This window comes from Brachybacterium sp. AOP25-B2-12, assembly GCF_052378625.1.
Classification (GTDB): domain Bacteria; phylum Actinomycetota; class Actinomycetes; order Actinomycetales; family Dermabacteraceae; genus Brachybacterium.
Genome location: NZ_JBQSXW010000085.1, coordinates 1 through 529, shown reverse-complemented (window position 1 = coordinate 529; position 529 = coordinate 1). Strand labels below are relative to the sequence as shown.

At 68.8% G+C, this 529-nt stretch carries 1 protein-coding gene; it reads left to right on the top strand.

Going from position 1 to position 529, the window contains the following annotated elements; translation table 11 throughout:
• The coding region (locus tag ACT3TZ_RS15260; RefSeq protein ID WP_444584259.1) for an ISL3 family transposase at nt 1-526 on the top strand (526 nt) is incomplete at its 5' end.
• Between the last annotated feature and the right edge of the window lie 3 nt (nt 527-529).

Genomic DNA, 529 nt, shown 5'->3' with positions numbered 1-529 from the left:
CGAGGCGCTCGATGAGTGCCGACGGCGAGTTCAGCAGGCCATCTGTGGGCACCGCGGCCGCAAGGGCGACCCGCTCTATGCCGCCCGCCGGACCCTGTCCACCGGCGCCGACCTGCTCAACGACAAGCAGAAGGACCGACTGGACACCCTGTTCGCCGACGACGCCCACGTCGAGGTCGAGGTCACCTGGAGCGTCTACCAGCGCATGATCGCCGCCTACCGCCACGAGAACCGGCGCCACGGCCGCGAGCTGATGGCCCGGCTCATCGACTCGATCAGCACCGGCGTCCCCAAGGCCCTGGTCGAGATCACCAAGCTCGGCAGGACGCTGAAGAAGCGCGCCGCCGACGTCCTGGCCTACTTCGACCGGCCCAGCACCTCCAACGGGCCCACCGAGGCGATCAACGGCAGGCTCGAGCACCTGCGCGGCTCGGCGCTGGGGTTCCGCAACCTGACCAACTACATCGCCAGATCCCTGCTCGAGACCGGCGGGTTCAGACCCCGACTACACCCTGGATTCGGATGAGCC